This window comes from Nocardia jejuensis NBRC 103114 (assembly GCF_001613145.1).
Taxonomy (GTDB): domain Bacteria; phylum Actinomycetota; class Actinomycetes; order Mycobacteriales; family Mycobacteriaceae; genus Nocardia; species Nocardia jejuensis.
The window spans coordinates 25,502-50,369 of sequence record NZ_BDBU01000012.1; the positions used below are offsets into that span (position 1 = coordinate 25,502).

A 24,868-nucleotide genomic window follows, 5' to 3' on the forward strand; every position below is an offset into this window, starting at 1 on the left:
ACTGGCTATGCGGCCGGTGGCACAAATCGGATCCCACCCGGGCGAGATGACCGCGAACGAGGGCGTCCGAGGTGCTCACAAGCGCTTTCACCGTAGTGCGACAACGCCGTTTCAGACCGTACGGCTCGGGTAGTTCCCCTGAGCTGAACAACCAGGGAGGTCTGCACACATGTCCGACTCGACGGACCCGACTCCCAGCGACGAAGCCGTGCGTGCGGCCGACGCCGGACACAACGACGACATCGCGCAGCCGCACACCGGCGAGGAAGGCGAAGCCCTCGTGCGCGCCGAAGCCGATGCGGCCCGGGCCAGTACACAAGACCACCCGCTCGGCAAACCCGGCCGCCGCTTCAACTGGCGCTCGCCCTTCATGATCGGCATGACCGGGGCCGCCGGCGTCGCGGTCACCTACGGCTCGATCCAGATGGTGCTTGCCGCAAGCGAAGTCCTCGTCCTGATCGTCGTCGCGCTGTTCCTGGCCATCGGCATGGAACCGGCGGTGTCGTGGCTGGCCCGGCACCGGTTTCCGCGCTGGGCCGCGGTCACGGCCGTATTCCTGATCGCCTTCGGATTGTTCGCCGGGTTTCTCGCCGCCGCCATCCCGCCGCTGGCCACTCAGGGCGGAGCGCTGGTCCACAATGCGCCCGATTACGTCAGCCATCTGTCCGACCGCTACCCGGTGATCGCGAACCTCGATGCGCGATTCCACCTGCAGGACAAGCTCAAAGAGTCGCTCGGGGCCAACTCCTCCGGGCTCGTGGACGGTGTCGTGGACGCCGGGCGGACCGTATTCAGCGTGCTGAGCAGCACCGTGATAGTCATCGTGCTCACGGCCTATTTCATGGCGAATTTCACGCAGGTCCGCGCGACGATCTATCGACTGTTCCCCAGTTCGCGCCGCCCCCGGGCGATTCTGATCGGCGACGAGATCTTCGCCAAGGTCGGCGGTTACATCCTCGGCAACCTGCTCATCTCGCTGATCACGGCGGTCGTGTCGTTCATCTGGCTCGAGGCGTTCAAGGTTCCGTACCCACTGCTGCTCGCCGTGCTGGTCGCCATCCTGGATCTGATCCCGGTCGTCGGGTCCACGCTCGCGGGCGTGATCGTCGCGTTGGTGGCGCTCACGGTCTCGGTGCCGGTCACGATCGCGACCGTCGTGTTCTTCATCGTGCTGCGGCTGGTCGAGGACTATCTGCTCGTACCCCGGATCATCGGCCGGACCGTGGAGGTTCCGGCGGTCCTGACGGTGGTGTCGGTCCTGCTCGGTGGTGCGCTGCTGGGCATCGTCGGTGCGCTCCTGGCGATTCCGGTCTGCGCCGCGGCGCTGCTGATCATCCGTGAAACCGTGCTGCCCTCGCTCGATGAGCGCTGAACGGTAACCGCGGACCGAAGTCCACACCGGGAGATGGATACCGGACAACGGTTTTCGTCGAGGTGTTTCACCGCTGCCGCGATGGGCAATTCCCCACTCAACACCCCTTTGTGAGGTGCCTCACTGAAAGGGCCGACATGCCAATCGAACTCGCTTCGTCACACTCGCACGCCGACCGCGGTCACGACCGGAACCGCGCCGAGATCGCGGCGTTCATCGCCGACCTCGTCCGTGCCGGAATCCGGCCCGCCGAACACTTCGCGCCCGATGCCTCCGGTCGCGCGCACTCGGTGTCGCTGGTCGGCTGGAGCGTGCAGGGCTGCCGCGGAACCAGGCGAGGCTGCGGTCCCGACTGCACCACCGTGGTCACCACCGGCGGCCGGATCGCCGCCACCCACGACCAGCCCAGCCGCCTGCGCTGGCGCCGCACCCGCCCCACCTACCTCGACCTCCAGGACCCCCGAAACCTCCAGGCGCTCCTGGCCCTGGGCCGCTCGGTCCTGCTCCCCCGCGCGATGTCGGCATAACCGCCCGGCCCTCGACGATTCCCGCACGCCGGCCGTCCTCCCACGGCCGGACCTCGGAGTCGATGACCGAGCGACAGCTGTGCGCTTGCGGACGGTCGCGGCGTGTTACGGCTGCGCGGAATCGGGTAGTGCCCACCCGCAGTGCGGTACTGCGCTCGAATGACGCCGTTCGGACGACCGAACACCCGGAATCGGCTCGCTCTTGTGATGAACTGGCTGATTCGGTCGGTGTGGAGCGTCACGAGAGCGCGAGCTGACCGCGGCGCACGAGGTTCGGCACAACCGATTGGGAGGCGGCGGGATGCGTTTCGTGGTGTTCGGAGCGACGGGTTACATCGGCGGGCGATTGGTGCCCGAGCTGCTCGCGGCGGGTCACGAGGTGCGGGTGGTCGTGCGCAGCCCCGAGAAGTTGGCCGATGTTCCCTGGGCCGAGTCCGTGGAGGTGATGCGGGGCGATGTCACCGACGAGGACAGTGTCCGGCGCGCGCTGCAGGGGCAGGAGGGGCTGTACTACCTCGTGCATTCGCTGAACCGCGCGGACTTCCCGGTGGTCGACGCGACCGCCGCGCGGAACGTGGCCCGCGCCGCCCGCGAGGCCGGAATCGGGCGCATCATCTACCTCGGCGGGATCGTGCCCGACAGCCCACATCTGTCCGCGCACTTGGCATCTCGGGCCGAGGTGGGCCGGATCCTGCTGGACTCGGGCGTGCCCACGGCCGTCCTGCAGGCCGCGGTGATCATCGGCTCCGGATCGGCGAGTTTCGAGATGCTGCGCTACCTGACCGAGCGCCTCCCGGCCATGATCACCCCGCAGTGGGTGCACAACCGCGTCCAGCCGATCGCGGTCCGCGATGTGCTGCACTATCTGGTGCACGCGGCCGAGCTGCCCGCGGATGTCAGTCGCAGCTTCGACATCGGCGGCCCGGAAGTGCTGACCTATCGGGAGATGATGCGCCGCTACGCGATCGTGGCCGGGCTGCCGCGTCGCGTCGTGGTCGCCGTACCCGTGTTGACGCCGTGGTTGTCGGCACAGTGGGTCAACCTCGTCACCCCGGTCCCGCGCAGCATCGCGGTGCCGTTGATCGAATCGCTGATTCACGAGGTCGTCTGCCACGAGGAAGACATCCGCGGCTATATCCCCGACCCCGAACAGGGTCGTACCCCCTACGAACGGTCCCTGGAACTTGCCCTGGCCCGCATCCGCCGGGCCGACGTGCCCACCCGATGGTCCGATGCTCGCACCCCGACCGCGCCGTCGGACCCCCTGCCGACCGACCCGGACTGGTCCGGCGGCACGATCTACGAGGACTCCCGCGAGCACCCGACCTCCGCCGATCCCGCCGCCCTGTGGGATGTCATCGAATCGATCGGCGGAGAGCGGGGCTGGTATTCGTTCCCGCTGGCGTGGTCGGTGCGCGGCTGGGCCGATCGGCTGGTGGGCGGCGTCGGACTGCGGCGGGGCCGACGCGATCCCCGCCGCCTGCGAGTCGGTGAGGCACTGGACTGGTGGCGAGTCGAATACATCGACCGCCCAAAGGTTTTGCGCCTGCGCGCGGAGATGAAACTCCCCGGCCTGGCCTGGCTCGAACTCGGAGTGGGCCGCGACGAGGAGGGCGGCACCCTCTACCGGCAACGCGCGATCTTCATCCCGCACGGCCTGGCCGGGCAGCTGTATTGGAAATCGATCGCGCCCTTCCACGGCGTCGTGTTCGGCGGCATGGTCCGCAACATCACCGAAAGCGCCGAACGCGCGAAGGACGAAACCGAGATCACCGAGATCACAGAACCCGAATAGTTCCCCAGCACCCCTTGCCCGCACTACCCGACACCCACTGGGTCATGAGCTCGAACGGCACGTCCCCCGCCGGCTGCGGTCCGACCTCCACCCGAGCATGCGGATTGAAGTACGTGCTCGGCAGGAACACCCGGATCTGCAACGAGGGGATCCGGAACTCGGACCGGTCGTTGAACTGCCAGGTGGTATCGATATCGACAGTGAACGGAGTGTTCGCCGGCACGCTGACCTCGGTCGTGGAGCAGTAGCCGTTGTGAAACCCGAGCTGCACGTTCGGTATCGGATCCGCGGCCGCGGGCACCGCACCGATCACCGCCAGCACCAGCACCGCCGGCATCGTCGCAGGTAAAGCTCCGAGCACACCAGGCCGAATGCCCCTCATGGTCGATCCTTCCGTGCCGGTCGACAGAACGTTGCCATGACGATACCGCCGGGTCCGTGGCGAACCCCGCGCGCGGGCGAGGCCGGGTGGCCGGAGCTGACCTGCGCGGTTCCTACCGGAAGGGCACGATGTCCGCGAGTCGGCCATCGCGGACCTTGTTCACCCATTCCGGATCGGCCAGCAGCGCACGTCCGACAGCGACGAGGTCGAACTCACCGCGTTCGAATTGCTCGCGCAGCACCCGGAAGCGCTGGGACTGGGTCTCGTCGATCTGCCCGCCCTGGAAGACGCTGTCCACGCCCACCGACCCCACGGTGATCACGGGCAGTCCGGTGATCTTCTTGGTCCAGCCCGCCAGGCCGAGATCCTCCGCGTGATCGGTGAATTCGGGCTCCCAGTGCCGGCGCGTCGAGGTGTGGAAGATGTCCACTCCGGCCTCGACCAGCGGGATCAGCAGCTCTTCGAGTTCACCGGGGGTCTCGGCGATGCGGGCGGTGTAGTCGACGCCCTTCCACTGCGAGTAGCGGTAGATGATCGGGAAGTCGGGACCGACCGCCTCCCGCACCGCCGCGACCACGCGCGCGGGGAAGGCGGCGCGGGCGCGGAGTGTGCCGCCGTGGCTGTCGTCGCGGTGATTGGTTGTGGCCCAGAAGAATTGGTCGAGCAGATAGCCGTGCGCGCCGTGCAATTCCAGGCCGTCGAAGCCCGACTCCCGGGCCAGGATCGCCGATTCCACATACGAGGCGAGAAGCGCGTCCAGGTCGTCGTTCGTCAACGCCCGGCCCACCCGCTTTCCGGTGTGGTCGACACCCGACGGGCTCACCGACAGCGCGTCCGGCTCGAAGCGCGGGCTCTCGCCGCGATCCACGCCGGTATGCCACAGCTGCGGCACGATGGCCGAGCCTTCGGCATGGACCGCATCGACCACCGCCCGCCAGCCCTGCGCCGATTGCGCACCGTAGAAGCGCGGCACCTTCGGCAGCGGTCCGGCGGCCGGTCCACGCACGTACGTGCCCTCGGTGATGATCAGCCCCGCGCCACCGGCGGCATGCGCCCGGTAATACTCGGCGTTCTCCGCGTTCGGAACTCCGTCGGGCGATTTCACCCGGGTCATGGGAGCCATCGCGAACCTGTTCCGTACCCGCAATCCTCCCGCCTGGAACTCGGTGAAGAGCTCATCGAGCTGGATCGAGGGGTCGCCGACCGCTCCCTGTGACATGCGCGTTCCTTCCGTCCTGCGACGTGATGCCGAATACCCGCAATGACAACCGCACGGCGGCGGCGGTCATTCCACCGGTTCCGGCACACCGCGCGGTATCGCCACCTAGGCCGCCGGTCGGCCACAGTCGTTCCCCCGCAACGCAATCGAGCTGTTCCGCGGACGCGCCCACCCGGGCGCTGCTTGCGTTCGAACGCGCGGGAATGTAACTTCTGCCACATTAGACATGGACGTCTAAGATTCGGGAGGGAACGGGAACAATGGTCGATGCACGCACGCGGTGGTCCGCACTCGCGGGGAGTCTCCTACTCGGCGCGGCGGCGGTGGCCACCGCTGTTCCGGCCGCGGCCGAATCGTTCTCGGGCCCCGTCCAACCGGCCGCGCCGTTCCTGAGCACGCCCCAACTCCCGGAATTCGACGCCTTCTACCGGCCACCGGCCGAGGTGATCGCGGCCCGACAACCCGGCGAGATCATCGCCGCCCGCGAAGTGCGCGTCGCGACCTTCTCGGCCATTCCGGTCAACGTGGACGCCTGGCAGGTGTCCTACCGATCCGACGACAGCTACGACCAGCCCATCGCCGCCGTGGCGACCGTGCTCAAACCCCGCGATCAAGTGCCGCGCGGTGCGCGCAACCTGCTCTCGTTCCAGATGGCCGAGGATTCCACCGGCCAGTACTGCGCGTCCTCGTATTCCGTTCAGCAGTGGTCGATTCCGGGGCTGCTCAGCGGCCAGGCCGTCGCGTCGATCTCGTTCATGGAAACGCAGGTCGCCCTCCAACAGGGCTGGGCCGTGGTGATTCCCGACCATCAGGGCCCCAACGCGGCCTTCGCGCACGGACCACTGGCCGGGCGGATCACCCTCGACGGCATCCGTGCCGCGGAGAACTTCGATCAGCTCGGATTGGACGGCGCCGCAACGAAAGTCGGCATGATGGGCTATTCGGGTGGTTCGGTCCCGACCATGCACGCGGCCGAGCTCGCGCGCACCTACGCCCCCGAATTGAACATCGTGGGCGCGGCCTCCGGCGGCACCGACGCCGATCTCGGCGCCCTGGTGAATCTGGCGAACAACAACGCGGCCTCGGGCCTGATCCTGGCCGGCATCATCGGTCTCGCTCACGAGGAACCCGAGTTCGACGCCTTCCTGCACCGGGTCGGCACTCCCCTCGCCCAGGGGCTGCTGGCCGCGAAGGACCGCATGTGCGTCACCTATCAGGCCTTGACGCTGCCGTTCATGAACATCAAGGGCCTGCTCGACACCCCCGGTGATCCGATGGACGCGCCGGAGGCCCGCTACGTGCTCGACCGCACCCGCATGGGCAAATCCACCCCGACCATGCCGGTCTACCTCTATCAGGCGAATATGGACTGGCTCGTCCCGGTCGGGCCGGTCAATGCCCTCTACGGCACCTATTGCCAGGATCCCGACGCCCGAATCACCTACACCCGGGACAACCTGAGCGAACACCTCAGCCTGGAGGCGATCGCCCTGCCCAGCGTCATGCTGTGGATGCGCGACCGGTTCGCCGGGGTCCCGGCATCGAACGGCTGCACCCTGAACGACGTCGGGTCCATGACGCTGGATCAGCGGACCTGGTCCGAATGGGTGTCGATAGTGGGAGAGACCGTCGCGGGCCTGTTCGGAAAACCGCTCGGCGTGAAATAATCGCGCGTCGCCGGGGTCTCGCGAGATGACCGGTTCGGCCCGACGGCCCGGCGGTCGCGCGGATCGTGCCCGATACTGTGAGGCCATGGCGACGAGAACCTATGCCGGCCAAGCCGTGCCCGACCGGCGGGTCCAGCGGCGTCAGCAGTTTCTCGACGCGGGCGTGGAGGTATTCGGCACCTCCGGGTACGCCTCGAGCTCGATCACCGTCGTCTGCAAGTCCGCGGGCTTGGCACGGGCGCAGTACTACGAGCATTTCTCCAATCGCGAGGAACTGCTGCTCGCCGTCTACGACATGATCCAGACCGACGCCCGCGACGCGGTGGCCTCGGCGCTGCGCGAACACGCCGACGCCCCGGCCGCCACCCGCGTGGCCGTCGCGGTCACCGCGTACGCGCGATCACTGGGCAGCGACCCGCGCCGCGCGGCGATCTCGTTCGTCGAGATCATCGGCGTCAGCCCCCATGTGGAGCAGCACCGCATCGACCAGCGCACGGTCTGGGCGGAGTTCTTCGAAACGGAGCTGCGCAGGCTCGTCGGCCCGGATTTCCAACCGCCCGGCGGATATCCGGCTGCCGCAACAGGATTCATCGGCGCTCTGATCGCACTGGTGCATCAATGGAGCACCACCGACCCACGCCCGCCGCTGAACGACGTCACCGAAGTCCTCACCAGGTTCCTGCTCGGCCTGATCTCCTGACCCGAGATCCCTTCGCCGCGGCGGTCGCGACCGCCTTCCGGTCGCGCCTGGTCCGAAATCGCTGTGCCGCTCCCGATTCCGACGCCTGGGCCGAGCCGGTGAATATCGGTGACACCGCGAATAAGGGACACGGACGGTTTCGAGTAGCCCGTCCCGACGGGACGGACGTACCAGGACTAGCGTTATTCGGATGGCAAGCAAGGACATCGTGGTGACGCTGGGCGAGGACGACTGGCGCACGCTGAGCGAGGCCGCCGACGCCGCCAACATGGGCGTCGAAGCCTACGTGTCCTGGTGCGCGCGAATCTTCGCCTCGCAGGCCCGGCCCGGCGGCAGCAAGCGGACCGAGAACCTCCCACGCCTGCCCGCCGAACGCCGCACCCCCGAGGCCGATGACGAGTCCGATTCGGCCGCCTGGGCGGAGACCTTCTCCCAGCGGTTGTCACACCGGGCCGACCGCACCTCCGAAGGCTGAACTCCGTTCGCCGCTACCGAAGACCGGACAACTGTCCGTCCCAGACAATTACCAAGATTTACCCGACGTGACCTGGCCAATAGGTAGCGAACACCCGCATTCCGAACCTTCGTACATCTACAACCTGTGGCGCGAGCCACAATTGTGCTCTAGAGTGTCTGAGACGCCAAGTCGAGCAAATCGTGCGCTACCGCACCCAGCGGAGGCAGTCCCGAACCCAGCTCGACCGCACGACACAACGAGGACCCGATGGACGAGCACATCCCACTTTGCCGGCACGACGAATGTCACCTGCGCATCTGCTCCGGCCCACTCGTCCTGGACTTCCGCGCCACGGTGACTCAGGCTCGCAACTTCATTGCCGCACTGCGGAAGTGGCCATCGGCGATCCTGGCCACCATCGACGACGACCTCTCGAACGACCTACCCCTGTTCCCGTGCTCGAGCCTGTGGGACTGACACCGGGGCGATAGTTGGTCGGGCCACGGCCCCGCTGCCGAGTCGGTGCCAGGCCCGTGACGATGTACGGCCCTTTCCCACAGCTCGGCCACGGCGAGCAGGCCCACTGATAGCGATCCGGTACATATCTGTGGCAAATTCCGTGGGATACCGAGATCTGATGGGATTGTTGGAGGTATGGACTCCGATGCCGTCGCGGCGATCAGCCGGCTGAAGTTCCGATACCTGCGCGCCCTGGACACCAAGGCGTGGGAGGAGTTCGCCGACACCATGATCCCGGAGGCCACCGCCACCTACAGCGAGTACCTGCAGTTCGAGTCCCGGGACGCGTTCCTGGCCTTCATGCGCAACACCCTGGGACCGCACGTCATCACCGAACACCGCTGTGACCACCCCGAGATCGATATCGACGGGCCGCGCGCGAAGGGCACCTGGTACCTGGCCGATACCGTTCTGATCCCCGGTCACAACATGCTGCTGCGGGGCGCGGCCTTCTACACCGACGAGTACGTGCTGTGCGACGACGGCAAATGGCGGATCGCGCACACCGGGTACGAGCGCACCTACGAGGTGGTGCTCTCACTCTCGGACCTACCGAGCCTGCGCCTGACCTCGAGCCGCTGGGGTTTGATCGCGCGCGATCCCGCCGACGCCCCGCGCACAGATCCCGAAGCCTCCGGGACGATGGGCTGAACCCGCCTAATCCCGCAAAAACCGCACCGAGGTCGTGCCCTCGTCGGTCACCCCCACCCGGCAGCGCACGTGATAGACCTCGGCGATCAGTTCCTCGGTGAGCACCTGCGCGGGCGCTCCGGTCGCCACCACGCGCCCCTGATCCAGCACCACCAGCACATCACAGAACATGGCCGCCAGATTCAGATCGTGCAGCGCCAGCACCGCGGTAACCGGCAGCGTACGAACCAGCGTCAAGATCTCGAGCTGATGCGCGATATCGAGATGATTGGTCGGCTCGTCCAGCAGCAGCTCCTGCGGCTCCTGCGCCAGCGCGCCGGCGATCAGCGATCGCTGTCGTTCGCCACCGGAGAGCGTGTGCCACCGCTGAGTTGCCTTGTGCGCCAGGCCCGCCGCGTCCAGCGCCCGGCCGATCGCCGCGGAATCGGCGGCCGCGTCACCGCCGAACACCCCACGGTAGGGGATGCGACCCAGGCTCACCACGTCGAAGACCGTGAGGTCGAGGTCGGTGTCGGCGTGCTGACCGACCAGCGCGATGCGGCGCGCGAGACGTCTGCGCGCGATCGTGTGAATGTCGTTGTCGCCGAGAAGAACCCGTCCGGAGTCCGGGCGGTCGAGACCGGCCATCAGCCGCAGCAGCGAGGACTTTCCCGAACCGTTCGGTCCCAGCAGTCCGACGGTGTCACCGGGTTTCGGATCCAGGGTCACACCGTCGAGCACCAGCCGACCGGACCGCGTCCACGAGAGGTCGAGTGCGCGCAGTGTCATGCCGGCTGCTTCCGGCGGCGCGCCAGCAGAATGGCGAACGCGGGTACGCCCAGCAGCGCGGTGACCACTCCGACCGGGACCTCCCTGGCGCCGAAGGCGCTGCGCGCAACGGTATCGGCCCAGACCATGAAGACCGCGCCGATCAGGACCGTCACCGGCAGCAGCCGGGTATGCCTGGGCCCCACCAGGAATCGCGCGACGTGCGGCAGCACCAGGCCGACGAATCCGATCGCTCCGGCCGCGCTCACCAATGCCGCGGTGATCAGGGCGGTCACCAGTAGCAGCAGGATCCGGGTGCGGCCGACCGCGACTCCGAGCGTGGCGGCGGCGTCGGGGCCGAAGGCGAACGCGTCCAATGTCGAGGCGTACCAGAGGCAGATCAGGCAACCGATGCCGAACACGCTCGCTCCGATCGCGACATCGGTCCAGGTGGCGCCCGCAAGCGAACCCAGCAGCCAGAACAGCACACCGCGCGTCTGCTCGGCATCCGCGGACCACAGGACGATCAGCGAGGTCAGCGCCGAGAACAGTTGCGTACACGCCACACCGGCGAGGATCACCCGATCCGGGGTGCCGCCCGCGCCGTAGGCCAGCGCGAGCATCAGCGCGAACGAGAGCACCGCGCCGAGGAACGCGCCGCCCGACAGCGACAGCACTCCGGCGCCCACTCCGAGCACCGCCACCGATACCGCACCGGTGGAGGCGCCGGAGGACACACCGAGCACGAACGGATCCGCCAGCGGATTGCGCAGCAGCGATTGCAGGATCGCCCCGCACAGCGACAGCCCGGCACCGCAGATCGCCGCCAGCAGGGCGCGAGGCAGGCGCAGCTGCCACACGATGCCGTCGGCCAGGCGACCGGCCGAGGATCGACCGAGACCCAGGTGCTGCCCGATCACGCTGTAGACCTCGCCCAGCGACAGGTTCGCCGGACCGATCGAGATCGTGACAGCGATCGAAAAGCACAGCAGCACAGCGCTGCACAGGCAGATCACGACCGCACGGCGTGAGCGCGTCAACGCGCCGAGGCCAGTCCGGTCGCCAGCTTCTCGATGGCGTCGATCTCGCGGATGCCAGGATCGAGTTCCGATCCGGTCATGACGACATAGCGCTTGTCGCGCACCGCCCGCATCTGGTTGGTCGCCGGATTCGATTCCAGGAACTGGATTTTCGTGGTGAGCGCGTCTCCGTCGATGCGCTTGCGGCTCAGGTCGGCCAGCACCAGGACATCGGGGTCACTCGCGACCACCGCCTCCCAGCTGATCTCGGGCCAGTCTTCACGCTGACCGGCGAAGACATTGCGCGCGCCGACCTGTGTGGCGTACATGCCCGGGGCAGAACAGCATCCGGCCAGGTACGGGGTCTTGATACCCGAGAACCAGAAGGCCACGGTCGGCGCGGAACCCGTGGCGGGCGTCTCGGCGGTCGCGGCCCGCACCCGGCCTCGCAGCCGGTCGACCAGCTGCGCGCCGCGATCCTGGACGTCGAAGATCCGCGCCAGGTCGGTGATCTCCTGGAACAGCGCGTCGACCTCCAGCGGTGCTGTGCGCGTGACGGTTTCACCCTCGACCCGCGCGCCGGTGCATACCGACGGGGACTGGTAGGTCGCGATGCCCAGCTGGGCGAAGCGGCTGCGCTCGGCGACGACGGCGGGGGTGAAGGTGTGCGCGCTGGCCGAGGTCACGATATCGGGCCGGGTACCGAGCACCGCTTCCAGCGACGGGTCGTTGTCCGCCAGCCGGGGCACCTTGGCATTGTCGGCCGCGAGATTCGGCAGCACCGGGTCGAACCACGTCGAGGTGCCGACCATGCGATCGGCCAGACCCAGCGACAGCAGGATCTCGGTGGAGGCTTGATACAGCGAGACCGCCCGGGTGGGCGCCCGATCGAAGGTGACCTCGACGCCACAGTTGTCGAGCGTGAGGGGGTAGCTGGTGCGGCCCGGGCGATCCGATGCGCCCGCGTCGGCGGCGTTCGCGTCCTCGGCCGAGTTTCCGCAGGCGGCGAGCCCGGCGACCAGGCAAGTGACCAAGCCCAGCGCCGACAGCACCCGAATCGATCGTATCGTTTTCGCGGCGGACAGCGGAACAGACGTGGCCATGGGACTCTCCTGGACCCTCGAGGGGATTGCGCGTCCCCGATCGTGTGGTGGTGCGCGAGGGTCCGAGTGTCTGACTCACACCGTCCGGGGTCGGACGAGGCTCACAGTGGCGCGACCGTTCTGGATTCTCACCAGATTCCTCGAATCTTCGCGGATCACACGATACGAAGGCCGGAACGCACGGCGATCACCGGTCCCCGGGTGGGGGCGGTGACTACGGGAGAACTCATCCTCGGCGTGCGGTGCCGACGACCAGGGGCACGATGGTCGGCATCCAGGTCGGCATGCGCGTGTGCTCGATGTCCTCGATGTGGAAATCGGTGGTGCCGAGCAGGGATTCGAAATCGCGGTTGGCATGGCAGCCGTCGGCGAGGCGACGTTGCATCGGGGTGAGCAGGTCCTGGAAGGTGGCGCGGACCCCGGTGCCACGAACATGCTCGTGGAACAGGAACACTCCCCCGGGCCGCAGGACGCGATGCACCTCGCTCAGGGCCTGGGCCGGGTCGCGCACCGAGCAGAACACCAGGGACGCGGTGACGGTGTCGAAGCTGGCGTCGGGGAAGTCGAGGTGGTGGGCGTCGCCGTCGACGATCGTGACGGGGGCGGCGGGGGTGTCGGTTCGCGCCGCCAGCCGCGCGCGCAGTGCGGGATTCGGTTCCAGGAGAACAAGCTCGTCCAGTTCATCGGGATAGTGCGGGACGGAAAGGCCGTTGCCGGCGCCGATTTCGAGGGTGCGGCCGTGTGCGAGGGCAAGCTGGGCGCCGCGCACGTCGGCCTGTCCGGCCCGCTCCACGCGGGCCATGAAGGACGGATACCAGCTGGCGAAGAAGCGTTCGCCGAAGGTTACGGTGGTCATGGTCGTCGAGTCTGACGCGTGAGGCACGGGCGCGTCGTGGCCGATTCCGGCCATGTTCGATGGCCCGAACGGGTGATGCGCGAACGGTGCTCCGTGCGATTTGCTCATGGGGAAAGGTCACGAACGGCACGTGAGAGGTGGCACCATGTTGCGCGTCGAGGATCAGGTCGTCCGCCATGTGAGGACCGGCGGCGGTGACGTCGCGTATTCGATGGTCGGCAGCGGTCCCGCGCTGCTGATCGGCGGGTGGTGGTGCGGCCATCTGACCCTCAACTGGGAAGATCCGCTGTTCCGGGCGTATCTGTCGCGGTTGGCGGAGCGGTTCACGGTCATTCGGTACGACCAGCCCGGCAGCGGTATGTCCGGCGCCGCCGGGTCCGCGCTGGATCTGGACGGTGAGATCGCGGTGACCGCCGACATCCTCGACGGGCTCGGCGTGGAGCGGGTCGCGGTCCTCGGCGCGTCCTCGGGAGGCGCGGTCGCCGCCGGACTCGCGGCGCGGCTACCCGACCGGGTGCATCGGCTCGTGCTCTACGGCGCGTTCGCCCGGGGGTCGGATATCGCGCCCGAGAGTGCGCGCCGCGCCATGGTGAACGCCATCTCCACGCACTGGGGGCTCGGATCGCGGGTGCTCGCGGATGTCTTCGTCCCCGGCGCGACCAATGCCGAACGCGAACGATTCGCCCAGTTCCAGCGCTTGTCCGCGACCGGCGAGCAAGCCGCGAGGTCACTGGCCGCGACCTACGACCTGGACGCCACCGAATACCTTGCGGCCGTGACCGTTCCGACAACGGTGCTGCATCGCAAGAACGATCGAGCGGTCCCCTTCCCCCTCGGCGTCGACGTGGCTCGCCGCGTCCGGCGATCGACCTTCGTCGAACTGCACGGCGAAGACCACTTCCCGTGGCGCGGTGACGCGAGCGCCGTTGCCGACGCGACCCTGCGCGCTCTCGGGCACCCGATCCGATCCCGTCCCGTACCACCGGGTCCCGACGCGGTGACCGACCGCGAGCGGGAGATCCTGCGCCTGGTCGCGGAGGGCCTGACCGACATACAGATCGGTGAGCGCCTCACCCTGAGCCCGCATACCGTCCACCGCCATGTGGCCAATGCCCGCACCAAACTCGGCGTCCGGTCCCGCGCCGCCGCCGCGGACGCCATGCGCGCGGACCGCGCACAGTGATTCGGCGACCTGCCGAGTAGCGAGGGGCAGTCGCGAGATCGTTTGCGCGCCAACGCACATTCGGGCGCGCACCGCCCGATGCCCGGCGTGCCCACGACCCGAGGGCAGCGAACAGGTCCAACTATCGGCACCATGAACTCATGAACGATCAAGGAGCACCCGTGCTCTACGCCATCGTGACCGGATCCCCGGCCGCTCGTGACGTCGGCACGCTCGTGGATCTCGCGCACGCCGACGGCTGGGACGTATGCGTCATCGCATCGCCGTATGGAACGCGCTTCATCGATGTCGAGGCCCTCGCCGCCCACACCGGCCATCCGGTGCGAAGCGAGTACAAGGACCCGGGCACCCCCGACGTCCTGCCACCCGCGGACGCCATGATCGTCGCCCCGCTCACCGGCAATTCGCTGGCCAAATGGGCCGCGGGCATTTCCGACACCCTCCCCCTGGGCTTACTGGTGGAAGCGGTCGGCAAGAAGATCCCCGTCATCGCGGTCCCCTACTCCAACCAAGCCCAACTCGGTTTCCCCGCCCTGCAGGAGGCGATCCACAAACTGTCCACCTGGGGCGTCACCATGCTCGTCGGCGACGAGGTGAACAAGCCACACGCCCCGGGAACAGGAGCGAACCACCTCGCCCGGTTCCCTTGGGAATCCGCGTGGCGGGCGGTCTCGGAACATCCCTGGCGCACAGTGGATCCGGCCTGACACTGCTCGCCGCCGCGTGTCCGAGTCCCGCCCGGTCTCTGCGGATGTGAGGTCAGGCGGGCACGACGCCTACCCGCTGGGCGAGTCGGCCCAGCTCGCCGGTGGTCAGGTCGCGTTGGGCGGTGCGCATCATATGGCCGACCAGTTCCTGCACCATGACCATGTTGCGCACGTGCTGCGGAGCGGTGTGCTCGGCACGCAGTAGCGCGTACATCGACTCGCGATACATCTTCTTTGCCGCGTGTGCACGACCCACTTCGACGAAATACTGTGCCCGCCGACCATTATTGGGCAGGTCCTGTGGGGTGAGTTGCGGAGCCAGGGCAAGGACCTGCCCCGGTTCGTGTCGCTCCATCGCCGCCGACATGCGCCACAGCGTCACATTCGCCCGGCCGAAACTCTGGTTGCGCGCAACGGAATTCAAGCGCACACCTTCGACCGAGGTAAGCCGATCGGCCTGTTCGGCTGCCTCGATCAGATGCGATTCGGAGTCGCCGCCGAGGGTCGCGGCCACCATCGATGCCTGCAGATGCAGCATCCCGTAGGTTTCGATCTCGCCGATTGTGCTGATCTCGGGCGCGATCCGCTCCGCGGTGTCCATCGTCGTCGCCAGCGCCGCAGGCAAAGCACCCGGGCGAGCCAGCATGATCTGCCCCTGGCTGAACGCCGCCGCCGCGAGCAGCGCCGGCTTCCCGACCTGCACGGCGGCCCGCTGTGCTTCCTGCGCGGCGGTCCACGCCAGTGCGTGATAGCCGCGAGCTCGCAGGGCCGATGCCACACCGTATGCGATGGAACCGAACACGTCCCACGCTCGATCGGCCCGGTCGGTACCTTCGGCATCACGCACATGCCGGTACCCGTCGGTGAGCATCGGCACCAGCATCGGACCGAGTGCCGCGTAATCGCAGTCGTCCCGAAGTGTGGTCGCCGTGTGCATGAGAACGACCAGACCCTCGAGCGTCTGTGGCGTCCGGACGTCGGTGACGTTGCCCCGAGACCACAGCACGGTTTCGATCTCGGGAACGACCCGATGGAATCCAGCCGTGGCGATATCGAATTTTTCCTGTTCGTGGCCGGTGAGATCGGCGGAGCTCACACCGAGCGCGGCCGCCAGCGCCAGCAGCATGCGTCGCGAATCCACTGGGCGCTCGCCGTTTTCGTATTTGGCGACCGCACCTCGCGAGATTCCGGCCAGGTCTGCGAGTACCTGTTGGGAGATGCCTCGCCGCTTACGGATCACGCGTACCCGCCGGCCGACGTAGCGGCCGTCCTCACCCTCGCTGTCGCTCATGTGGGTTCCCTCTGACAGTGACCTCGATGCCTGATCGTACCCACTGTCCCGCTGCGGGACAGTTTCCGAGGTGACTGCCGTCACAGTTCATGAGGTCGGCCGACGCGGCCGACGTCCTCGCCGTCGAGACTCCACGGCGATGGAGCCGTTCACATCGACAACAGACGATTGGACCATCATGAGGAAGCGGGCGATCGGCTATCTGAGGCATGACCTGTCCGGCATCCACCAGAACGCGGATGAGATCGCAATCCGAAGTCTCGCCGCGCGATTGGGCTACGACCTGTGCAAGACAGTGGTGTTCGGTCCCGAGACCGACCGCCGCACTCTGCGCTTGCACACCGTCGTCTCACGGGTTCGCGCCCAGGCGATCGTGGTGCCCAGCATCCGCCATTTCGACGCCGATGACGTACCCGAAATGATCATGCGAGCCGTAACGGTGATCGCGGTGGACACCGGGCACACACACGAACGAACCTGCGCCACCGACCCGAATCGCGACCGACGATGACGCGCCCACGACCACCGCGCCCCAACCCCGGCCGCGAGGGCGGACCGCTGGGTTTCCTTCACAGCGAGCGCGGCATCGAACCGATCGGTGATGATGGTTTTCCCCTCGAGCGAAGCGCTGGGGAACCCGGCAGTGTGGAACCGATGTCTGCGCGGGAGCCGGGTCTCACCGGTGAGGTTGGGTGAGTGCGGCGCGGGCGGCTGCCCATTTCGCTGTGGCGCAACCGATTTCGGTGGTGGGCGGCTCGTCGTAGAGCCATTCGCGGGCGATTCGGTGCCAGTTGTTCGTGGCGCGCAGTTGGCCCAGGGCGGTGAAGGTGAACAGGTCGGCGCGGCGGGAGAAGATGTGTTCGGGGGGTAGGAGCTGTTTTCGCAGGCCTCTGAATTCGGCGGAGCGGGGGCTGACCGCGAGCACCAGTGCGCCCGTGGCGAGTTCGGGCGTGATGGTGATCTCCTCGTCGAGCAGGTGCCATCCGGTGGCGGCCCAGATGTATTCCAGGCACTCCTGCGGGGTCACGTCCGCATCCGGATCGATGATGCCGCGCGTCACCCACTGCTCGTAGACATCCTGGCCGCGCTGTTCGGCGGCGGCCCGCAGGGCGGTGCGTTCGAAATCCACGTGGGCGGGGTCCATGCGGTGGTAGAGCCCGAAATCGACGAAGGCCAGCCGGCCGTCCTGCGCCAGCAGGATATTGCCGGGATGGGGATCTCCGCAGAATTCGTAGTCGGTGAACAGCGAGGTGATGTAGAAGCGGTAGATGATCTCACCGTAATGGGCTCGGTCCGCCTCGGGCAGGCCGCGAAGGTGTTCGAAAGGACGCCCCTCGACGAATTCGGTGACCAGTACGTTCTGTCCGCAGAGTTCGTCGATGCTGTCCGGCACGGTGATGAACGGGTGATCGCGATAGCGGGCGGCGACGCGATGCTGCGTGCGGGCTTCGCGCGGGTAATCGAGTTCGGCGCTGATATTGCGGGCGATCTCACCGAGAACATCCGCGTCGGCCGCGCTGGGAAGCGCCGATTTCCACAGTTTGCTGAAGAATTCGAGATTGCGCAGATCCGCCTGCACAGCCTGATCCACCCCGGGATATTTCACCTTCACCGCGACCGAGCGACCGTCGCGCAGCCGGGCCCGGTAAACCTGACCGATCGAGGCCGCCGCCACCGGCGTCTCCTCGAAGTCCGCGAAAATCCGCGACAGCGGACCGAGATCGTCCTCGATGACCGCGCGCATGGCGGCGAACGACACCTGCGGAGCACTGTCACGGAGTTCGGCCAGTTTGACCCGGAACAGTTCGCGATGGGACTCCGGGACCAGATCGACATCCAGGACCGAGAGCATCTGCCCGATCTTCATCGCCCCGCCCTTCATTCCCCCCAGCACCGTCACCAGCTGCTGGGCGGCCTGCAGGGCGGACCGCTCGGCGAGAATCCGCCGGGCCTGTTCGGGTTGTCCGATCATCGCGACACGGGTGCCGACGCCACGGACGGCTTGCCCGGCGGCCAGACGGCCCAGGCGAGTTCCCCGCGTCAGTCGCCCTGTGGGGACCCGGCCAGCCATCATGCGCACCTCCATGGGCCCGTACACCGCGAATGCGCGATCACCAGGCTTGTGGCGCAATAACTTACAGGATCTCGAAACGATCTTCGCGGCTTTGAAAATGAGCAATACTCATCATCACCGTAGAAAAGAAAGGGGGTTGTGATGCCGCCGAAGAACGCTCGCCCGCGCCGGCGTCCGATCCAGCAGCGATCGAGGGAGACCAGAGAGCACATTCTCGACACCGCCGCGCGTTTGTTCGGCGAACGCGGAATCGCCGATACCTCGACCAATCGCATCGCCGCCGAGGCGGAGGTGAGCATCGGCACCGTCTATCGGTACTTCGCCGATCGTGCCGTCATGGTCGACGAATTGCTCAAGCGCCTGCTCGACCGCATCGAACAGCGCTTCACCCAGTGGCTCTCGGCGCTTCCCCAACAGCAGTCGACGCAACCGAACCTGCTGCAGGCTCGGGTCGTCATAGAAATGCTCGAGGTGTTCACCCAAGAGCTGGTCACGAACGCGAAACTGGTGCGTGCGCTGGTCGGTGGCGTGCAGTTCTACAACAGCGGTCTGCCGGAATTCGAGCCGCGTCTGCGCATGCTGGTCAAAGTCCTGCTGATTCAGATCCTCGGTCCCGGCAACGACCACAAATACGACGTGATGGCGTTCGTGCTCGTGAACACCGGTTTCGCCGGAGTGCTGCGCGCCACCGCCCTCGAGGTGGACGCCGACGAGCGCACCGAGATCGTCACGATGACGGGCGAGATGATCGCCGCCTGGATCATGGTCGAGGTCGAACAATTGACCACGGGCACGGCACCTTCGGCCGTGCAGAAATGACGCGAAGCCCACCGGGGCAGGGATCCCCGGTGGGCGCGCCCGCAGGCTGCGGATCACCGTGCGATGACGAGCACGGGTCCAGCGGCACGAGGCACTGTGACTGCCTGCGATGTGTACCGAGCGGGGCCGGGGTGCGTGGCGACCACACGCGCGGTACACGACTGTGGACGGTTACAGCCCGCCGCCGCCGCCGACGAGCGGAGGATTGAAGGTGCACTGCAACGGCACGCTGTGCGCCGGGTCCAGCGCACGCAGCGCGATCGACAGCGCACGCGGTGAGTACATCATCGTCAGGTGGTCGGACAGATCCTGGTCGCAGCCGTCCTGCAGCGTGATGTTCTCGACCTGCGCGCCCGGGCCCGCCTTCAGGAAGGTCAGCTCGTAGGGGTTGGTGATCTCGTCGTAGCGGGTGCCGACGATGGTGTAGTCGATACCGGGGACGGTGTCACCGCCGGCGTTGAGCTTGTTCACGAAATCCGACCCGATGGTCTGCTGAATTCCCGCGTGGCCCACGAAGATCTCGACGAAACCCAGCACGTCGATGCCCGCGTTGTTGACCGCGCGCCCCAGCGCGCCGATGCCGTCGAGCGAGGTGCCGTGATGGGTGGCCCCGAACGTGATCAGGTGCTGCACCTTGCCCGCGCCGCCCTCGAACTTGGTGTACCAGTTCGCCATCGCCCCGCCCTGGGAGTGCGCGACGATATCGACCTTCGGCGCCCCGGTCGCGGCCGTGACCCGATCGACGAAGGCGGACAGTTGTTTCGCCGAATCCTGGATGTAGCCGGTGCCCATCACACCGGGCAGCACCGACCCCAGGCCGCCGCCCTCGATCAGGTTGGAGCGGCCGTAGTTGAAGGTGAAGGTGCAGTAGCCCGCGTCCTTGATCGGCTGGCCCATGTAGGCGTAGCCGTTGTAGGCGTTCATCCAGGTGCCGTGGATCAGCAGCACCGGACGCGGATGTTCGGCGGTCGGTTTGCAGTTCCAGTCGTTCGCCCCGGGTGGGTTGGCGTCGGGGTGCGCGAGGCCGTAGCCGAAGGCCGCCAGCCAGGACGTCATCGATGGACCGTAAACCGTTGTGTCGGAAGAATATCCACCCGACGATCCCGAACTGGAACCCGACCCGCCGAGGCAATCACCCGACCCGTTGCCCGATCCGGCGCCGCTGCCGGAGGTGCAGGCGGATCCGGAATCGGCGACCGGCTTTGCCTTCAGCCCCGCGCTGATGTAGTCGGCGAGTTGCTGTTCGGTGGGCGCTTGCTGTTCGGCGGGCGCCGGATCCGGGGCCGCGGTGGCAGACGTTCCGGCGAACCCGACAGCCAGCAGCGAGACCCCCGACAGAATCGCCGACCGTAGCGCCCGGGGGCGGGTACTTCGTTTCATGTTATGCCTTCCTGCAGCACGAAATTCCTTCGAGTTCCCTTGCCGCGCAGTGATCGAGCAGCGTGGAAACCTCGCCCAAAGTAGGCCGGAGGACATGGCGGCCAGTAGTGGGTTCCACGGGATCTGGGCGGTTCACCAAATCGGTCGAAGGAATTCATGAAGCGACACAGCACGATTCATTTTCGTCATTCGGCCGATGACCACAATCACGGGCATTCGTTCTGGTGATTTCCCCAATATCGCAACCGATTTCGAATATTCACGCTCGGTGGACAGATCATCGAAATGTGCCCGGCGGTCCCGCCGGGCACATCGCATGGGCATTCTGGAGTTCCGTTGCGCGAGTTCGCATTCCCCCCACGTTCCACATCGCTTCGCAGGGCTGCCGCCATGGCCTTCCTCGCCCTGGGCGTCGTCACGGCGGCGGCACGGCCCGCTCACGCCGACCTGCCGCCCGCACACGGTCCGGATACCGCGATAGTCATACTCGGCTACGGCCTGGAACCCGACGGCGGCATGCGCCCGGAACTCGTCGAGCGCCTCGACGCGGGATATGCCGCAGCCCTGATGTCGACGGCCTCACCGGTCATCGTCACCGGGGGCAATCCCCAGGCCGGCGTCACCGAGGCTCGGGCCATGGCCGACTGGCTGATCACCCGGGGACTCCCACCCGACCGAGTCCATCTGGAGGCCGCGGCCCGAACCACCGTCGAGAACGCCGAATACTCCGCCGAGGTCATGGACGAGATCGGCAGTCACGACGCCGTCCTGATCACCTCGGCCGACCATCTCCCCAGAGCGCTGGCCACATTCGTCGCGGCTGGAATATCGGTCATCGGCACCTACACCCCCGACGAACTGTTCGACCTGCTGCGAGTCCTGAGCCCGAAACCCTAGCCCCGCAGCGCATCCGAACAATGGCGATGCGCACCTCCCTCGACCGAGAGAGGTGTGCCTACCCGCGTTCGGTGAAGGTCCGGGCGATCAGCGCCGAACGCAGTTGCCAGAGACCGGAATTGGCGGCGGGGTCGAAGCCGGTGAGTTGGCGAACCCGCTTGATCCGGTAGTCGACCGTATTGGTGTGGATGTGCATCAGATGCGCGGTGCGCTGGCGGTTGAGGTTGTTGCCGATGTGGCAGCGCAGGGTCTGCAGGAGTTCGGGATGATCGTCCAGCGGATCCAGTAGCGCGCCGAGGGTTTCCCGGCCGAGGCCGGGACGGGTGAGCTGGTATTCCAGCGCCATATCGGCGAAACGGTAGAGGCGCGCCTCGCATTGCAGACGCTGGACCATGTCGAGGAGTTCGTGGGCCCGGTCCGCCGCCGCGGGGATGTCATCGGGGGTGCTGGTGACCACCGTGGCGGTGACCGGGACGTGAGCGGCCGCGGAGAGCTGGTCGAGCAGCTCGTCCAGGTCGGCCTCCGAGCACGCGGTGGTGGGAATCAGGACGGTGCCGCCGTCCACGCTCAGCAGTGCCAGCGCACCGCCGCCGCAGCGAGTCGCCAATTCGGCCTGCACGCGACGGAGTTTGCGCCGGGCGACGACCTCGCCGTCGAGCTTGGGATGGAGTTCATCGGCATGGCGCGGAATATCCAGGGCCAGAACGGAATACTCGACGGCCACCTCGATTCCGCATTCGCGGGCCATGGTGGAGGTGGAATAGCCACCCAGCAGCGCGGAGGTGAGCGTGTGCACCGCATTGTGGTGTTCGGCCACCACCGCCTTGTGCTCGCGCACATAGGCGTGGGCGACCGTGACGCTGATGGCGTCCAGCAATTCCACCACCCGTTTCACGCCGTCCATCATATTGACGTGGTCCTGAGCCGAAGAGTTCGCGGAGACCAGGTCCAATCCGTATTTGAAGCCTTCGTGGATCGAATGCAGGATCGTGTCGATAGGAACGCCCTCCCGCGCCCACCCGGCAGCGGTTTCCGCGAGCCGGCCGATCTTGACCGGAATATCCTTGCCGTCGAGCAGGCCGACCGCCAATTCCAGGCAGGCCCGGGTGACGGATGTGACATCTCCGGAAAGAAATTCTCCGGGCAGAGTTCCACACGGAACGACATTGTCGATGAAATGACCCACCAGCTGCTCGGATACTGTCCGCACATCCTGTAGCGGGTTCGACATCGGTTTTCCCGATACCGTAAGGCCCGTTCGAAGTGCTCCTTCGGTGGTCATCGCCTGCTCCCTTCCGTTGTGATCTACTGCAGATCAACGGTGGCGATCGAACTCTAAAGTGATCGGATGCTCACCTTCTACTCCCCTTAGACTCGAATCCCGCATGATCGGCAATTATTGCCCTGACCTGCACCCGAGGCACAGTTGGGCGATTGTCCTGATCGGTTCGACGGCCCACTTTCGGTAACAACGCTCAGCTTTCCCCGGAGACCCGGGCACCTCCCGACGTCGGCACCGAGCGGCACGGGTCGTGATCACCCGCCGTGGGACGACGGCGTGCCGGAAGTTGCCGCCCGGCGCGATGCGTGGCGCGTCACAAACGAAATCGCCGAAGCCTGTGCACTGCCCGGACATCCGCGATCGGCTCATCGAATTCCATTGTCGCGTAACTACTATCGGCCGCAGTCGGCACCGCGCAGCGGCATTCCCATCGCGCATCACCGGGCAATTCCGCCGCCGTCCACACGGGATGAACGGCGTTCTCGGGTGCCTTACGCCTCGGGAGGAAAGACATGCCGGATATCGTTGTCATCGCTATCGGCTGCCGTTGTGCCGCCGCATTCGTGACCCTGTACGCCGCCGTAGCCATCACCATGACCCTCACGGGCACGCCCGCGCTCGCCACCGCGCGAGCACGGGCACGACGATGACCCTCGAGCGCGCCGCCCGACCACCACGGTCCGGAACCTTCACCGGCGCACCGGCTTTCGCTCGTCTGGCCGTCTCTTGCGTGGCATTGCTGTCGGGAACGCTGCTGGCCGTGCGGCTCGGGCGGTACGACTTCAACGGGGATGAGCTGTATTTCATCGCGGCCGGCCGTCGCCCCGCGTTCGGCTACGCCGATCAGGGCCCACTGGTGCCGCTGCTGGCCGCCGCGGCGGACCTGCTTGATCCGGGTTCCACAGTCCTGCTGCGACTTCCGGCGGTGCTCGCGACCGTCGCGGCCGTCGTATTGAGCGCGGTCCTGGCCCGGGAGTTCGGCGGCGGGAGCGATGCGCAGGTACTGGCCGCGCTGGCGTACGCGGCCACCCCCGCGGCGGTGCTGCAGTCGGCCTTGCTCACCACCTATGCGCTCGACGCGACCCTCACCGCGATGGTGAGCTGGCTGTTCATCCGCTGGGTTCGGGTGCGACGGGACCGGCTGCTGGTCCTCGCCGGGGCTGTCGCGGCCCTCGATCTACAGGTGAAATGGCTGATGCCGGTGACATGGATGGGTCTGGCCGCGGGCGTGGCGCTGTTCGGGCCGCGCGAGATGCTGCGCCGACCGGCATGGTGGCTGGGCACCGGGCTGCTGGTGGCCTCGGCCGTGCCGACCCTGTGGTGGCAGCGCGCACACGGCTGGCCGCAACTGACCATGGGTTCGGTGGTGCGCCAGGAACAACTCGCCACCAGCGACGGGATCATCGGCATGCCGTGGCAGATCATTCTGGTCACCGGGCCGCTGGGGGCGCTGCTGCTGGTCGGCATGTGGGCCGGGCTGCGATGGGAAGGGCTGCGGCCCTATCGCTTTCTGGTGCCGATCGTTCTGGCCGGACTGCTCGCGATCGTCCTGGCCGGGCTGCGACCCTACTTCGTGGTCGGCGCGCTACCGGGGCTCTTCGCCGCCGGCACCACCTACCTGGCCCAGCGAGGACTCGGGCGCGGGTTGCGCGGGATCGGGCATGCTCTCATCGCGTCGGCGGTCGCGATCACCGTCGTGGCCGTGGTCGCGCTTCCGCTGCCTCAGCGGCGACTGACGCCCACCGACGCGTATGCGCAGATCGATTGGCGTACCAGACTGTTCGGCCCCTCGGGCTGGCAGGAGCTGGCGGACGGCGTCGAGGACGCGTATCGCGGGATACCGCCTGAGCAATACGCGGGCCTGGTCCTCATCACCCAGAACTACTGGCAGGCAGCGGGACTCGACGTGATCGGATCCGACGACCTGCCGCCGGTGTACAGCCCCAATCGCGGCTACGGATACTTCCCGGCGCCGCCGGACTCCGCCACCACCGTCCTGTACGTCGGCATCGACGAACCCCGTTCCGGACTCGGCGCGGACTTCGCGGACACCACCCTGCTCGCACGCATCGATCGGCCGCTCGGCTTCCCCGGCGTGGATCGCGGTGTGAGCGTGTGGATCTGCCGAGACCCGCTCGAACCGTGGTCCGCGGCGTGGCCCACGATGCGGACCTTGCGCATGGTCTCCGGTACGAGCCGCTGACGGCATCGACGAACGGGC

General features: G+C 67.2%; 25 protein-coding genes and 1 riboswitch. Of the genes, 15 read left to right on the top strand and 10 right to left on the bottom strand.

Annotated features, from left to right (window positions below; all coding sequences use genetic code 11):
• The first annotated feature begins 169 nt into the window (after positions 1–169).
• The 3 genes from NJ1_RS09095 to NJ1_RS09105 all read left to right on the top strand — a co-directional run bounded on the left by NJ1_RS09095 (position 170) and on the right by NJ1_RS09105 (position 3,694).
• Entirely contained in the window at positions 170–1,372 is a 1,203-nt protein-coding gene (locus NJ1_RS09095; RefSeq protein ID WP_084477912.1) for an AI-2E family transporter, read from the top strand.
• A gap of 137 nt (positions 1,373–1,509) precedes the next feature.
• Positions 1,510–1,899 carry a hypothetical protein gene (locus NJ1_RS09100; protein WP_067690291.1) on the top strand — a complete coding sequence of 130 codons (390 nt, stop codon included), beginning with the start codon at positions 1,510–1,512 and terminating at the stop codon, positions 1,897–1,899.
• 301 nt (positions 1,900–2,200) lie between these two features.
• Positions 2,201–3,694, top strand: coding sequence for an SDR family oxidoreductase (locus tag NJ1_RS09105; RefSeq protein WP_067690294.1), 1,494 nt, complete (start codon positions 2,201–2,203; stop codon positions 3,692–3,694).
• On the opposite strand, the gene NJ1_RS09110 is transcribed toward NJ1_RS09105, so the two are convergent.
• Entirely contained in the window at positions 3,678–4,076 is a 399-nt protein-coding gene (locus tag NJ1_RS09110; RefSeq protein WP_157573856.1) for a cupredoxin domain-containing protein, read from the bottom strand. The two genes, NJ1_RS09105 and NJ1_RS09110, sit on opposite strands and share 17 nt — an antisense overlap.
• Before the next feature lie 112 nt (positions 4,077–4,188).
• Positions 4,189–5,295 (bottom strand): NADH:flavin oxidoreductase, encoded by a 1,107-nt coding sequence (locus NJ1_RS09115; protein ID WP_067690300.1) that lies wholly within the window; start codon positions 5,293–5,295, stop codon positions 4,189–4,191.
• A gap of 260 nt (positions 5,296–5,555) precedes the next feature.
• On the opposite strand from NJ1_RS09115, the gene NJ1_RS09120 reads away from it, so the two are divergent.
• The 5 genes from NJ1_RS09120 to NJ1_RS09140 all read left to right on the top strand — a co-directional run bounded on the left by NJ1_RS09120 (position 5,556) and on the right by NJ1_RS09140 (position 9,289).
• The gene (locus NJ1_RS09120; protein ID WP_067690303.1) at positions 5,556–6,962 is read left to right on the top strand and encodes a lipase family protein; all 1,407 of its coding nucleotides are present in this window, start codon (positions 5,556–5,558) and stop codon (positions 6,960–6,962) included.
• Positions 6,963–7,047: 85 nt separating this feature from the next.
• On the top strand, positions 7,048–7,662 hold the full coding sequence (locus tag NJ1_RS09125) for a TetR/AcrR family transcriptional regulator (RefSeq protein WP_067690869.1): 615 nt from the start codon (positions 7,048–7,050) through the stop codon (positions 7,660–7,662).
• Positions 7,663–7,852: 190 nt separating this feature from the next.
• The gene (locus tag NJ1_RS09130) at positions 7,853–8,137 is read left to right on the top strand and encodes a hypothetical protein (RefSeq protein ID WP_067690306.1); all 285 of its coding nucleotides are present in this window, start codon (positions 7,853–7,855) and stop codon (positions 8,135–8,137) included.
• A 249-nt stretch (positions 8,138–8,386) separates the two neighbouring features.
• The gene (locus NJ1_RS09135; RefSeq protein WP_067690308.1) at positions 8,387–8,596 is read left to right on the top strand and encodes a hypothetical protein; all 210 of its coding nucleotides are present in this window, start codon (positions 8,387–8,389) and stop codon (positions 8,594–8,596) included.
• Positions 8,597–8,773: 177 nt separating this feature from the next.
• Positions 8,774–9,289, top strand: a complete 516-nt coding sequence (locus NJ1_RS09140; RefSeq protein ID WP_067690311.1) for a nuclear transport factor 2 family protein — start codon at positions 8,774–8,776, stop codon at positions 9,287–9,289.
• Positions 9,290–9,295: 6 nt separating this feature from the next.
• Here NJ1_RS09140 and NJ1_RS09145 read toward each other — a convergent pair whose 3' ends face one another.
• The 4 genes from NJ1_RS09145 to NJ1_RS09160 form a co-directional block, all read right to left on the bottom strand.
• A complete protein-coding gene (locus tag NJ1_RS09145; protein ID WP_067690314.1) occupies positions 9,296–10,057 on the bottom strand; it encodes an ABC transporter ATP-binding protein in 762 nt (253 codons plus the stop codon).
• Positions 10,054–11,076, bottom strand: a complete 1,023-nt coding sequence (locus NJ1_RS09150; RefSeq protein ID WP_067690317.1) for a FecCD family ABC transporter permease — start codon at positions 11,074–11,076, stop codon at positions 10,054–10,056. Before NJ1_RS09150 ends, NJ1_RS09145 begins: the two co-directional genes overlap by 4 nt.
• Positions 11,073–12,158, bottom strand: a complete 1,086-nt coding sequence (locus tag NJ1_RS09155) for an ABC transporter substrate-binding protein (protein WP_157573857.1) — start codon at positions 12,156–12,158, stop codon at positions 11,073–11,075. Before NJ1_RS09155 ends, NJ1_RS09150 begins: the two co-directional genes overlap by 4 nt.
• A 43-nt stretch (positions 12,159–12,201) precedes the next feature.
• Positions 12,202–12,348, bottom strand: a riboswitch (cobalamin riboswitch).
• A 36-nt stretch (positions 12,349–12,384) separates the two neighbouring features.
• Positions 12,385–13,014 carry a class I SAM-dependent methyltransferase gene (locus tag NJ1_RS09160; RefSeq protein ID WP_067690875.1) on the bottom strand — a complete coding sequence of 210 codons (630 nt, stop codon included), beginning with the start codon at positions 13,012–13,014 and terminating at the stop codon, positions 12,385–12,387.
• Between the two features lie 145 nt (positions 13,015–13,159).
• Between NJ1_RS09160 and NJ1_RS09165 the strand changes: the two genes are divergently transcribed.
• Positions 13,160–14,197 (top strand): alpha/beta fold hydrolase, encoded by a 1,038-nt coding sequence (locus NJ1_RS09165; protein WP_067690320.1) that lies wholly within the window; start codon positions 13,160–13,162, stop codon positions 14,195–14,197.
• Positions 14,198–14,337: 140 nt separating this feature from the next.
• Entirely contained in the window at positions 14,338–14,904 is a 567-nt protein-coding gene (locus NJ1_RS09170) for a flavoprotein (RefSeq protein ID WP_067690323.1), read from the top strand.
• Positions 14,905–14,956: 52 nt separating this feature from the next.
• Here the strand turns inward: NJ1_RS09170 and NJ1_RS09175 are convergent, their stop codons facing one another.
• Positions 14,957–16,195, bottom strand: a complete 1,239-nt coding sequence (locus NJ1_RS09175) for a helix-turn-helix domain-containing protein (RefSeq protein ID WP_067690326.1) — start codon at positions 16,193–16,195, stop codon at positions 14,957–14,959.
• Positions 16,196–16,373: 178 nt separating this feature from the next.
• Here NJ1_RS09175 and NJ1_RS09180 point away from each other — a divergent pair, with 178 nt between their 5' ends.
• The gene (locus NJ1_RS09180) at positions 16,374–16,706 is read left to right on the top strand and encodes a hypothetical protein (RefSeq protein ID WP_067690329.1); all 333 of its coding nucleotides are present in this window, start codon (positions 16,374–16,376) and stop codon (positions 16,704–16,706) included.
• Between the two features lie 165 nt (positions 16,707–16,871).
• On the opposite strand, the gene NJ1_RS09185 is transcribed toward NJ1_RS09180, so the two are convergent.
• Positions 16,872–18,266 (bottom strand): ABC1 kinase family protein, encoded by a 1,395-nt coding sequence (locus NJ1_RS09185; protein ID WP_067690878.1) that lies wholly within the window; start codon positions 18,264–18,266, stop codon positions 16,872–16,874.
• A gap of 144 nt (positions 18,267–18,410) precedes the next feature.
• Between NJ1_RS09185 and NJ1_RS09190 the strand changes: the two genes are divergently transcribed.
• Complete coding sequence (locus NJ1_RS09190) at positions 18,411–19,088, top strand: TetR/AcrR family transcriptional regulator (protein ID WP_067690332.1); 678 nt, start codon at positions 18,411–18,413, stop codon at positions 19,086–19,088.
• 171 nt (positions 19,089–19,259) lie between these two features.
• Here NJ1_RS09190 and NJ1_RS09195 read toward each other — a convergent pair whose 3' ends face one another.
• Positions 19,260–20,468, bottom strand: a complete 1,209-nt coding sequence (locus tag NJ1_RS09195; RefSeq protein WP_067690335.1) for an esterase/lipase family protein — start codon at positions 20,466–20,468, stop codon at positions 19,260–19,262.
• Positions 20,469–20,858: 390 nt separating this feature from the next.
• On the opposite strand from NJ1_RS09195, the gene NJ1_RS09200 reads away from it, so the two are divergent.
• Complete coding sequence (locus tag NJ1_RS09200) at positions 20,859–21,365, top strand: YdcF family protein (protein WP_067690338.1); 507 nt, start codon at positions 20,859–20,861, stop codon at positions 21,363–21,365.
• Positions 21,366–21,423: 58 nt separating this feature from the next.
• On the opposite strand, the gene NJ1_RS09205 is transcribed toward NJ1_RS09200, so the two are convergent.
• A complete protein-coding gene (locus NJ1_RS09205; protein ID WP_245717296.1) occupies positions 21,424–22,596 on the bottom strand; it encodes a PucR family transcriptional regulator in 1,173 nt (390 codons plus the stop codon).
• A gap of 563 nt (positions 22,597–23,159) precedes the next feature.
• Between NJ1_RS09205 and NJ1_RS39690 the strand changes: the two genes are divergently transcribed.
• Together NJ1_RS39690 and NJ1_RS09210 are read left to right on the top strand one after the other, a co-directional pair.
• On the top strand, positions 23,160–23,297 hold the full coding sequence (locus NJ1_RS39690; RefSeq protein WP_169813113.1) for a hypothetical protein: 138 nt from the start codon (positions 23,160–23,162) through the stop codon (positions 23,295–23,297).
• Positions 23,294–24,850, top strand: coding sequence for a glycosyltransferase family 39 protein (locus tag NJ1_RS09210; RefSeq protein WP_067690344.1), 1,557 nt, complete (start codon positions 23,294–23,296; stop codon positions 24,848–24,850). Before NJ1_RS39690 ends, NJ1_RS09210 begins: the two co-directional genes overlap by 4 nt.
• The last annotated feature ends 18 nt before the right edge of the window (positions 24,851–24,868 follow it).

Excerpts from the sequence above, each read along its gene's own strand:
- NJ1_RS09105 (WP_067690294.1), top strand. The coding sequence starts at position 2,201 with ATGCGTTTCGTGGTGTTCGGAGCGACGGGTTACATCGGCGGGCGATTG.
- NJ1_RS09210 (WP_067690344.1), top strand. The coding sequence starts at position 23,294 with ATGACCCTCGAGCGCGCCGCCCGACCACCACGGTCCGGAACCTTCACC.
- NJ1_RS09145 (WP_067690314.1), bottom strand. The coding sequence starts at position 10,057 with ATGACACTGCGCGCACTCGACCTCTCGTGGACGCGGTCCGGTCGGCTG.
- NJ1_RS09190 (WP_067690332.1), top strand. The coding sequence starts at position 18,411 with ATGCCGCCGAAGAACGCTCGCCCGCGCCGGCGTCCGATCCAGCAGCGA.
- NJ1_RS09130 (WP_067690306.1), top strand. The coding sequence starts at position 7,853 with ATGGCAAGCAAGGACATCGTGGTGACGCTGGGCGAGGACGACTGGCGC.
- NJ1_RS39690 (WP_169813113.1), top strand. The coding sequence starts at position 23,160 with ATGCCGGATATCGTTGTCATCGCTATCGGCTGCCGTTGTGCCGCCGCA.
- NJ1_RS09140 (WP_067690311.1), top strand. The coding sequence starts at position 8,774 with ATGGACTCCGATGCCGTCGCGGCGATCAGCCGGCTGAAGTTCCGATAC.
- NJ1_RS09115 (WP_067690300.1), bottom strand. The coding sequence starts at position 5,295 with ATGTCACAGGGAGCGGTCGGCGACCCCTCGATCCAGCTCGATGAGCTC.
- NJ1_RS09100 (WP_067690291.1), top strand. The coding sequence starts at position 1,510 with ATGCCAATCGAACTCGCTTCGTCACACTCGCACGCCGACCGCGGTCAC.
- NJ1_RS09095 (WP_084477912.1), top strand. The coding sequence starts at position 170 with ATGTCCGACTCGACGGACCCGACTCCCAGCGACGAAGCCGTGCGTGCG.
- NJ1_RS09160 (WP_067690875.1), bottom strand. The coding sequence starts at position 13,014 with ATGACCACCGTAACCTTCGGCGAACGCTTCTTCGCCAGCTGGTATCCG.
- NJ1_RS09205 (WP_245717296.1), bottom strand. The coding sequence starts at position 22,596 with ATGTCGAACCCGCTACAGGATGTGCGGACAGTATCCGAGCAGCTGGTG.
- NJ1_RS09175 (WP_067690326.1), bottom strand. The coding sequence starts at position 16,195 with ATGAGCGACAGCGAGGGTGAGGACGGCCGCTACGTCGGCCGGCGGGTA.
- NJ1_RS09195 (WP_067690335.1), bottom strand. The coding sequence starts at position 20,468 with ATGAAACGAAGTACCCGCCCCCGGGCGCTACGGTCGGCGATTCTGTCG.
- NJ1_RS09120 (WP_067690303.1), top strand. The coding sequence starts at position 5,556 with ATGGTCGATGCACGCACGCGGTGGTCCGCACTCGCGGGGAGTCTCCTA.
- NJ1_RS09110 (WP_157573856.1), bottom strand. The coding sequence starts at position 4,076 with ATGAGGGGCATTCGGCCTGGTGTGCTCGGAGCTTTACCTGCGACGATG.
- NJ1_RS09155 (WP_157573857.1), bottom strand. The coding sequence starts at position 12,158 with ATGGCCACGTCTGTTCCGCTGTCCGCCGCGAAAACGATACGATCGATT.
- NJ1_RS09185 (WP_067690878.1), bottom strand. The coding sequence starts at position 18,266 with ATGGCTGGCCGGGTCCCCACAGGGCGACTGACGCGGGGAACTCGCCTG.
- NJ1_RS09135 (WP_067690308.1), top strand. The coding sequence starts at position 8,387 with ATGGACGAGCACATCCCACTTTGCCGGCACGACGAATGTCACCTGCGC.
- NJ1_RS09200 (WP_067690338.1), top strand. The coding sequence starts at position 20,859 with ATGGCCTTCCTCGCCCTGGGCGTCGTCACGGCGGCGGCACGGCCCGCT.
- NJ1_RS09165 (WP_067690320.1), top strand. The coding sequence starts at position 13,160 with ATGTTGCGCGTCGAGGATCAGGTCGTCCGCCATGTGAGGACCGGCGGC.
- NJ1_RS09125 (WP_067690869.1), top strand. The coding sequence starts at position 7,048 with ATGGCGACGAGAACCTATGCCGGCCAAGCCGTGCCCGACCGGCGGGTC.
- NJ1_RS09180 (WP_067690329.1), top strand. The coding sequence starts at position 16,374 with ATGAGGAAGCGGGCGATCGGCTATCTGAGGCATGACCTGTCCGGCATC.
- NJ1_RS09170 (WP_067690323.1), top strand. The coding sequence starts at position 14,338 with ATGAACGATCAAGGAGCACCCGTGCTCTACGCCATCGTGACCGGATCC.